This is a genomic window from Kitasatospora sp. NPDC101157 (genome assembly GCF_044768255.1).
In the GTDB taxonomy this organism is placed as follows: Bacteria; Actinomycetota; Actinomycetes; order Streptomycetales; family Streptomycetaceae; genus Kitasatospora.
The window spans coordinates 267,643-276,664 of sequence record NZ_JBIWPL010000004.1 but is presented as its reverse complement, the minus strand read 5'-3'; the positions used below and the strand labels follow the sequence as shown (position 1 = coordinate 276,664).

Annotated in this window: 6 protein-coding genes; 4 read left to right on the top strand and 2 right to left on the bottom strand. The window is 74.1% G+C overall.

Annotated elements, in window-relative coordinates; translation table 11 throughout:
- Positions 1 to 127: 127 nt before the first annotated feature.
- Entirely contained in the window at positions 128 to 1,333 is a 1,206-nt protein-coding gene (locus ACIRVF_RS10975) for a DUF2637 domain-containing protein (protein ID WP_402815987.1), read from the bottom strand.
- Between the two features lie 449 nt (positions 1,334 to 1,782).
- On the opposite strand from ACIRVF_RS10975, the gene ACIRVF_RS10970 reads away from it, so the two are divergent.
- A complete protein-coding gene (locus ACIRVF_RS10970; RefSeq protein WP_402815986.1) occupies positions 1,783 to 2,538 on the top strand; it encodes a Tellurium resistance in 756 nt (251 codons plus the stop codon).
- A 118-nt stretch (positions 2,539 to 2,656) separates the two neighbouring features.
- Here ACIRVF_RS10970 and ACIRVF_RS10965 read toward each other — a convergent pair whose 3' ends face one another.
- Positions 2,657 to 3,919: a TerD family protein gene (locus ACIRVF_RS10965; protein WP_402815985.1), complete on the bottom strand. Its 1,263-nt coding sequence runs from the start codon at positions 3,917 to 3,919 to the stop codon at positions 2,657 to 2,659.
- A gap of 319 nt (positions 3,920 to 4,238) precedes the next feature.
- Between ACIRVF_RS10965 and ACIRVF_RS10960 the strand changes: the two genes are divergently transcribed.
- The 3 genes from ACIRVF_RS10960 to ACIRVF_RS10950 all read left to right on the top strand — a co-directional run bounded on the left by ACIRVF_RS10960 (position 4,239) and on the right by ACIRVF_RS10950 (position 9,012).
- Positions 4,239 to 5,432, top strand: a complete 1,194-nt coding sequence (locus tag ACIRVF_RS10960) for an HpcH/HpaI aldolase/citrate lyase family protein (RefSeq protein WP_402815984.1) — start codon at positions 4,239 to 4,241, stop codon at positions 5,430 to 5,432.
- Between the two features lie 185 nt (positions 5,433 to 5,617).
- A complete protein-coding gene (locus tag ACIRVF_RS10955) occupies positions 5,618 to 8,194 on the top strand; it encodes a phosphoribosyltransferase (RefSeq protein WP_402815983.1) in 2,577 nt (858 codons plus the stop codon).
- A complete protein-coding gene (locus tag ACIRVF_RS10950; RefSeq protein ID WP_402815982.1) occupies positions 8,194 to 9,012 on the top strand; it encodes an HAD family hydrolase in 819 nt (272 codons plus the stop codon). Before ACIRVF_RS10955 ends, ACIRVF_RS10950 begins: the two co-directional genes overlap by 1 nt.
- The last annotated feature ends 10 nt before the right edge of the window (positions 9,013 to 9,022 follow it).

The following is a 9,022-nucleotide window of genomic DNA, read 5'->3' as shown; positions in this document are numbered from 1 at the left end:
GGTTGCGGCCAGATTGTGAGGGGGGGCGGCGGGGGGTGCTGGGGGGTTTGGGGCCGGGCCCGCCGCCCCCCCCCCCGGGGGCCGGCGGGGGGGCCCCCCCCCCGCTTCGTTCCTACGGAGCGGGGGGTCAGCCCAGCTGCTGCTCGATCGCGCGCAGCTTGCGCTCCAGCGAGTCCAGCTTCGGCATCGACAGGGTGTCGTCGTCGGCCGTCAGGTCGATCGTCGAGCGGAGGGAGGACGAGGACGAGGACGAGGACAAGGACGAGCTGCCGGTCAGGGCACTGCTGCTCGTCGAGCTCGTCGAGCTCGTCGAGGAGGAGAAGGAGTAGGACGAACCGACGGCGGCTCGGGGCCGGCCGGCGTCCAGGGCGGTCGGCTCCAGCGGGCTCGCCGAGGCGGACGAGCTGCGCGTGGTCATCGGGGCGAACGGGTCCTGCGCGGTCGGGGTGGCGTGGTCGCTCCCGGCGGCTAGGGCAGGCTCCGTAGCGCTCGGGCCGTCTCCGGCCGCCGTGAGCGCGGGCACCTGACGCCCGCCGCGGGCCCGGGCGAGCATGCCGCCCTGGCGGGAGATGGCCTTCAGCTCGGCCCGCTCGCGGCGGTCGGCGGAACGGGCGCGCACCTTGGCGTCCAGCTTCGCCTGGCGCTCCTCGCGCACCTCCTCCACCGCCTCGTCCAGGCTGCGGACGTTCTCCAGCAGCATCAGCGACCAAGCCGCGTAGGTCTCGCGCGGGGCGCGCAGCCAGCGGACGATGCGGATCTGCGGCAGCGGGCGGGGCACCAGGCCCTGCTCGCGCAGCGCGGCCTTGCGGGTCTGCTTCAGCGCCCGGTCGAACAGGATGGCGGCCGAGATCGACATGCCGGAGAAGAACTGGGGGGCGCCGGCGTGGCCGAGGCCGCGCGGGGCGTGCACCCAGTTGAACCAGGCCGAGGCGATCGCGAACACCCAGACCAGCAGGCGGGAACCGAGCGCGGCGTCACCGTGGCTGGCCTCGCGGACGGCGAGCACCGAGCAGAACATCGCGGCGCCGTCCAGGCCGAACGGGACGAGGTACTCCCAGCCGTTGGACAGGCCGAGGTTCTCGATGCCGAAGCCCACCAGGCCGTGGAACGACAGCGCGGCCGCGACGCCGGCGCAGCAGAACAGCAGGGTGTACGAGGAGATGCCGTAGATCATCTCCTTGCGGCGGCGACGGTCCTCGCTGCGCTCCCAGGAGTCGGCGGACTCGTCCTTCTTCGAGTTCTTGAATCGCAGCGTCGCCAACAGGACGGCGACGAACAGCAGGGCTGCGCCGCCGATGACGGTCCAGACCAGCTGTATGGAGGTCAGGTTCATTGCGGGTCGGGCCTCGGGTTTCCGCAGGGGACAGGTTCACAGTGCGACACAGGCAATCAGGGCCCGCCGTGCGGGCGCTGCCTGACGGTTCGTTCGTCGCCGCACGGTGTGCCCACCGCGCCCGCGCAGGGGCGGACGGGACACCTGTGCGGCTAGACGATATCGCGTCCGAAGGGGCGGCATGTTACGGGAGGGCGGCTTCCCCGGGCCAATCGACCCACCGGTTCGCGTCACGGGTGGGCGTGAACGGCCGTACGGGGTAGGGAAAGGGGGAGTTCGGTACCCGTCGGTCGGGTCGATGCCCGATCATGGACCGGCGGGCCGTCGAGCGGATCACCGAGCGGATCGCTTAGTGGACCGCCGAGGGGCCGCCGAGCGGTCGGCCGGCCGGAGCGGCCGGAGCGTCGGTACGTCAGATCGTCTGACGGCGGCAGGGGGGAGAGGACTGGATGGTCTCGATCTGGGAGTACCTGCGCGGGGACAAGAGCTACACCTTCGACAATCCGGGCGCCCAGCACAAGGTCACGCTCACCAAGTCGGCGCCGCAGCACGCGCTCACCGGCTCGGCCGCCACCACCGGCTACCTCTACGTCAACCTGCACTGGACCATGCGTTCGGGCGCGACCCGGCCGAGCACCCGGGAGACCGTCAAACGCTTCTTCAGCCCGCGGATCCTGAGCCCGCTGGAGCCGGACTCACCGGGCGGCAACGAGCCGCTGAACGTCGACCTCGACCTGGCCTGCATGTACGAACTCACCGACGGTACCCGGGGTGTGGTGCAGCCGCTCGGCGAACTCTTCGGGGACCTGCGGGAACCGCCGTACATCAAGCTCAGCGGTGACGACCAGTACGGGGCGCCGTCCGGCGAGACGATGTACGTCAACCTGGAGAAGAAGGAGAAGTTCAAGCGGCTGCTGATCTTCGTCTACATCTACGACGGCACCCCGGCCTTCGAACAGACCCACGCGGTGATAACGATCGTCCCGCAGAGCGGGCCGCGGATCGAGATCAAGCTGGACGAGCGGGCCCGGGCGGCGCGCTCCTGTGCGGTGGTGCTGATCGAGAACGCCGGTGACAACCAGCTGATGGTGCGCCGGGAGGTGCGCTACGTCAACGGGTTCCAGGCGGACATCGACCGGTTGTACGGCTTTGGGATGCAGTGGCAGCGCGGGTACAAGGGGCAGCAGCCGACGCGCGGGGACTGAGCTCCGGCGGGGCCGCGGTGGTGCTGCGGCGGCCCCGCGGCGCTGCGGCGGGCGGGTGTCCGGCCGGTGGGCGTCCGGCGGGCGGGTGCCCGGCCGGTGGGTGCCCGGCCGGGGTGGCTCAGCGGGGTTGGAACTGCGGGCCCTGCGGGGGCAGGGCGAACTCCTCGCCGGTCGGGGCCGGTGCCGGGGGCTGCGGCGGGACGGGCGGCTGCTGGCCAGTGCCGGGCTGCTGCTGGTGCGGGTAGCCGTAGCTGCCGGGGTGCTGCTGCGAGGGGATGGGCGGGTTCGGTTGGGGGTAGCCGTAGCCGGTGCCCGGCTGGGGCTGGGGCTGAGGCGGGTACGGCTGGTTGGGCTGGGGGTAGCCGTAGCCGGCCGCGGGCGGTTGCTGCTGGGGGTAGCCGTACCCCGTGCCGGGCTGCTGCTGGGGGTAGCCGTAGCCGCCGGGCCGGGCGCCCGGGTGGGTCGTCGGTGGTGCGGGCGGGGCCGGGGGGACGTTCGGGGGCACGGTGGGCGGGGCCACCGGCGGGGGCGTCATGGTCGGCGGGGCCGTGGGCGGCGGGGGAGGGGTCGGCAGTGCGGCGGGCGGCGGGGTCGCCGGGCCGTTCGCGGCAGCGGCGTGGGCGTTGACCGGGGCCGGGACCGGGGCGCCGGTGGGCTGCACCGGGGGGTGGGGAACGGCCGGGCTCAGGGTGAAGGTGCCGGGCTCGGGCCGCGCCTCGGGCCGGGCCTCGGAGCGGGGGTCGGGCTGTGGGGTGGCGCGCGGGTCGACGGCGCCGGTGGGGCTGGCGGTGGACGCGGGCGCCGGGGTGGGCGCCCCCGTGGCCTCCTCCGCCTCGTCGTCGACGGTGATGCCGAAGTCGGTGGCCAGGCCGATCAGGCCGGAGGTGTAGCCCTGGCCGATCGCCCGGAGCTTCCAGCTGCCGTTGCGCCGGTAGAGCTCGGCCGCGACGAGGGCGGTGACGCTCTCGGCGTCCTCGATCGCGAACTCGGCGAGCGGCGCCGCGCCCTCACCGGCCGCGGCGTCGAACAGCAGCAGCCGCAGTCCGGGCACGGCGCGGAACGGGCCGCCCTCGGAGGAGCCGGCCAGCACCACCCGGTCCACCTCGACGGGCAGCTTGGCGAGTTCGACCTCGACCGTGTCGATGATCTCGGCGCCGCCGGAGGTGTGCTGCTTGGGCAGGTGGCGCACCAGCCCGGAGGGGTGCCGCGGCTGGTTGTAGAAGACGAAGTCGGCGTCCGAACGGACCTTGCCGTGGGCGCCGAGCAGCAGCGCGGACGCGTCCACGTCCGGCGCACCGGGCGTGGCGCTCCAGCGCAGCACGGCGCGGACCGCCGCCGCCGGCAGTGCGATGTTGGCGCCCTTGGCCATCACGTGCGTCATAGCGGACCATCCTGCCTGTTCGCCACCGCTTCGGACAACGTGACCGGGAGTGCCCGCGCGGGGGCGGACTTTGCCAAGACTTGCGCTTGGCCGAGGTTTGCCGGGTGGCGGCACCGCGATCGTCGGATGATCCTCCCCGCGGGCGTCGAGAGCGCCGGATGTTCCGGGAGTTCAGTGCCCCGGCGCCGGGAACGGCCGGAATCCGTCCGTACGATGGGCGTTCGAACAGGCCCCCGTGGGGTCGGCGGAAGGGAGTCCGCCGGCAGTGCGTCCAGGTGAAACCGCGGGCCGGAGGCCGTCCACCCCCGAGGAGAGCACCTTGCGCCATTTCGGCCACCTCGCTGACGACGTCCGTGCCCGGCTGTTCCTGGAGCAGCCGCGGACCTTCACCGCGCAGAGCGAGCCCGCGGTGCTCGCCGCCGCCCTCGGCGGCACCCTCTACAGCCCCGCCACCAGGCCCGCGCTGGCCGCCGACATCCGCAAACAGGCTGCTCGGGGCGTGGTTTCGATGGTGCTCTGCCTGGAGGACGCGATCGCCGACCACGAGGTGGACGCGGGCGAGCGGAACCTGGTCGAGCAGATCACCGACCTGGTCAATGATTTCACCGACTGTACACAGGATCATCCACTTCTCTTCATCAGGGTTCGCACCGCCGAGCAGATCCTCGACCTGGCCGAACGGCTCGGCCCGGCTGTCGGACTGCTGAGCGGCTTCGTGCTGCCGAAGTTCACGGCCGAGGACGGCGGCGCCTACCTGACCGCCCTCGCCGCCGCCGAGGCCGCCACCGGGCGGCGGCTGTTCGCCATGCCCGTCCTGGAATCGCCCGAACTCGCCCACCTGGAGACCAGGCGCGAGCAGCTCTTCGGCATCGCCGAACTGCTGGCCGCCCACCGCGACCGGGTGCTCGCCGTCCGGCTCGGCGTCACCGACCTGTGCTCCGCCTACGGGCTGCGGCGCTCGCCCGACCTCACCGCGTACGACGTGGCGCTGGTCGCGGCGGCGATCGGGGACGTGGTCAACGTGCTCGGCCGGGCGGACGGCACCGGGTACACCGTGACCGGACCGGTCTGGGAGTACTTCCCGGTGCAGGAGCGGATGTTCAAGCCGCAGCTGCGCCGCACGCCGTTCGCGGAGAGTGCGGGGACGGCCCGGGCCTCGGGGGAGGAGGTTCGCCGTCGGATCATCGAGCACGACCTGGACGGGCTCATCCGTGAGGTAGAACTCGACCGCACCAACGGCCTGTTGGGCAAGACCTGCATCCATCCCAGTCACGTCCCCGCGGTGCACGCGCTCTCGGTGGTCACGCACGAGGAGTACTGCGACGCCCGCGACATCCTCCAGCAGGAGCAGGGCGGCGGCGGGGTACTGCGCTCGGCGTACACGAACAAGATGAACGAGGCCCGGCCGCACCGCGCCTGGGCGGAGCGGGTGCTGCTGCGGGCGGAGGTCTTCGGGGTGGCCCGCGAGGACGTGAGCTTCGCGGAGCTGCTGTCGGCCTGCCTGTGCGGCTGACGGACGGCCGTCGGGCGGCCGTCGGGCGAGAGCCGGCCGGCGGCGTCGCGTCAGCACCAGTCGTTGCCGTTCCTTCGCAGTCGCGAACGAACAGCTGCGAAGGAACGGCAGCGGACGAGTACCAGTGAACGAGCAGCCAGTGAACGAGCACCAGTGAACCAGCACCATCGAAGGCGGGACCGGAAGTGACGGCAGCAGAACAGCAGGGCGTGCGGCGCGGCGAGTGGACCGGACGCTGGGTCGCCGAGCGGGCCGGGGTGGCGCTGACCGGATCGGAGCGGCTGCCCGAACTCGTCGGCCTGGCCCTGCGCTCCGGCAACCCCAAGCGCGCCCACCTGCTGGTCTCCAGCGTGCTCGGCAAGCACGTCCCGCAGCGGCCCGCCGTGGTGCACGGCGCCGGGCTGGAACTCGGCCGCCGGGTCCGCGAGCTGCTCGGCGAGGAGGCGGCCGGGCGGGCCGTCGTGCTCGGCTACGCGGAGACGGCCACCGGCCTCGGGCACAGCGTCGCCGACGGCCTCGACGCGCCCTACCTGCACTCCACCCGCCGCCCCGTCCCCGGGGTCCCCCCGCTCGGCGGCTTCGAGGAGGAGCACTCGCACGCCACCGAGCACCTGCTGCTCCCCGCCGATCCCGAACTCCTCGGTGGGGAAGGCCCGTTGGTTCTGGTGGACGACGAGCTGTCGACCGGCCGGACGGTCCTCAACACCATTCGCGAACTGCACGGCCGCCACCCACGCGCCCACTACGTGGTGGTCGCCCTGGTCGACCTGCGCCCGGACCCGGACCGGCACCGGCTCGCCGCGGCCGCCGCCGAGCTCGGCGCCCGGCTGGACGTGGTGGCCACCGCGAGCGGTGGCGTCGACCTGCCCGAGGACATCGTGGCGCGGGCCGAGCGGCTGATCGCCGCCGTGCCCCCGGCCGCCGCGCCCCCGGCCGGCGACCCGGCCCCGCTGGTCCGGGTCGAGCTGGACTGGCCCGCCGGGCTCCCGGACGGCGGCCGGCACGGCTTCACCGCCCGTGACCGCGAGCAGCTGGAAACCGTACTGCCGTCGCTGGCCGGGCAGTTGGCGACGGCCCTGGGCGGTGCGCAGGCTCCGTCCGGTGTGCCGGAGCGGGTGCTGGTGCTCGGCTTCGAGGAGCTGATGTACGCGCCGCTGCGGCTGGCCGAGGCGCTCGCCCAGCGGCTCGGCGGCGACCGCGTCCGGTACTCCACCACCACCCGCTCGCCCGTCCTCGCCGTGGACGACCCCGGCTACGCCATCCGCACCCGGTTGGCCTTCCCCGCCCACGACGACCCGCAGGACGGCGGCTCGCGCGAGCGCTACGTCTACAACGTCGCCCCCGGCGCCGACGGGGCCCGCCGCTTCGATGCCGTGGTGCTGGTGGTGGACGACGTGGCCGACACCCCGGCCCTGCACCAGGGGGAGTACGCGCTGCTGCGCCAGCTGCGGCAGGTCACCGACCGGGTGGTCCTCGCGGTGCTGCCCTCGCACCGGCCGGCCCTGTCTCCGGCCCCGTCTCAGGCCCCGTCCCCGGCCTCGTCTCCGGCCCCGCCGACTCCGCTGGCCAGTCCGCTTCCCACTTCGCTGCCCACGCCGTTGTACGGTCCGGCGTTCTCCTCGTACCGCCCGGAAGAGGTGGCCTGGCTGCTCAAGGACCTCTCCGGCGTCCGACTGGAGGCCCCCACCGAGGAACGCGAGGAGGCCGTCCAGAACGGCGGCGCGCACTACGCCGAGTCGCTGCCGGTCGAGTACCGACCCAGCCCCGAGTACCAGGAGCTGTTCCACCAGGCGCTGCGCGGCTCCGCCCGCCGGATCGCGCTCGCCGTCGGCACCGTCGCGGAGACGCTGCTGCGCGAGCGCGGGCCCGGACTGGTGCTGGCCTCGCTGGCCCGGGCCGGGACGCCCGTCGGCATCCTGGTCCGCCGCTGGCTGGCCTTCGCCCACGGCCTGGACGTACCGCACTACGCGGTGTCGATCGTCCGCGGCCGGGGCGTCGACCGGGTCGCCCTGCACTACCTGGCGGCCCACCACCGGCCGGCGGACGTGGTGTTCGTCGACGGCTGGACGGGCAAGGGCGCGATCACCCGCGAACTCGCCGACGCGCTCGCCGGCACCGGCTTCGACCCGGACCTCGCAGTGCTCGCCGACCCCGGCCGCTGCGTGCGCACGTACGGCACCCGGGACGACTTCCTGATCCCCTCCGCCTGCCTCAACTCCACCGTTTCCGGGCTGGTTTCGCGCACCGTGCTGCGTGCCGGACTGATCGGGCCGGACGACTTCCACGGCGCCAAGCACTACGCCGAACTGGCCGGCGGCGACGTGTCGGAGGCCTTCCTGGCCACGGTGGCCGCCTGCTTCGGCGAGGTGCGCGCGGAGGCGGTCGAGGGCGCCGAGCGGCTGGCCGCCGACCCGGACCGGACCCCCGACTGGGCCGGCTGGGCCGCCGTCGAGCGGATCAGCGCCGAGTACGGGATCGACGACGTCAACCTGGTGAAGCCCGGGGTCGGGGAGACCACCCGGGTGCTGCTGCGCCGGGTCCCCTGGCGGGTGCTGGCCCGGCGCGGCGCCGGCGCCGACCTCGACCACGTGCGCCTTCTCGCCGCGCAGCGCAACGTCCCGGTCGAGGAGGTGGACGGGCTGCCGTACAGCTGTGTGGGCCTCATCCACCCCCGCTACAGTCGGGGCGCGACGGGGGCCAGCGGGCTGGCCGTGCGGGGGACGGGGGCCGACGGGCTGGCCGTGCGGGGGAGGGAGTCCTGATGAGCGGTGCGCTGGTGGCCAGCGATCTCGACCGTACGCTGATCTACTCCGAGCGGGCGCTGGCGCTGGAGGGCCCCGACCGGCAGGCGCCGCGGCTGCTCTGCGTCGAGGTGCTGGACGGCCGGCCGCTGTCCTACCTGACCGAGCGGGCGGCCGCGCTGCTGGCCGAACTGGGCCGCACAGCCGACTTCGTGCCCGCCACCACCAGGACCGTCGAGCAGTACCGACGGGTCAACCTGCCCGGACCGCGGCCGACTTACGCGATCTGCGCGAACGGCGGACAGCTGCTGGTGGACGGCGAGCCGGACCGGGACTGGCGCCGCGAGATCACCGGCCGGATCGCGGCCGGCTCGGCGCCGACGGAGGAGGTGGTCCGGCAGCTCGCGCTCCGCGCCGACCCGGAGTGGACCCGCAAACGGCGGGTCGCCGACGAGCTGTTCGTCTACCTGGTCGTCGAGCGCGACCGGCTGCCCGAGGGATGGCTGGCCGAGCTGACCGGCTGGTGCGCCGAACGCGGCTGGCGGGTCTCGCTGCAGGGCCGCAAGGTGTACGCCGTGCCGCAGCCGCTGTGCAAGAGCGCGGCGTTGGCCGAGGTCGTCCGCCGCAGCGGCGCGGGCACCGTGCTGGCGGCGGGGGACTCGCTGCTGGACACCGAGCTGCTGCTCGCCGCCGACGCCGGGTGGCGGCCCGGGCACGGCGAACTGGCCGACAGCGGGTGGACGGCCCCCGGCGTCACCGCCCTCGCGGAGGTGGGGGTGGCGGCGGGGGAGGAGATCGTCCGTCGATTCCTGTCGGCGGTTCCTGTCGGCGGCGGCTGAGGCGGGCGGT

What these genes read in the sequence shown, in the direction of transcription:
- ACIRVF_RS10965 (WP_402815985.1), bottom strand. Translation starts at nt 3,919, where the DNA reads ATGACGCACGTGATGGCCAAGGGCGCCAACATCGCACTGCCGGCGGCG.
- ACIRVF_RS10950 (WP_402815982.1), top strand. Translation starts at nt 8,194, where the DNA reads ATGAGCGGTGCGCTGGTGGCCAGCGATCTCGACCGTACGCTGATCTAC.
- ACIRVF_RS10970 (WP_402815986.1), top strand. Translation starts at nt 1,783, where the DNA reads ATGGTCTCGATCTGGGAGTACCTGCGCGGGGACAAGAGCTACACCTTC.
- ACIRVF_RS10975 (WP_402815987.1), bottom strand. Translation starts at nt 1,333, where the DNA reads ATGAACCTGACCTCCATACAGCTGGTCTGGACCGTCATCGGCGGCGCA.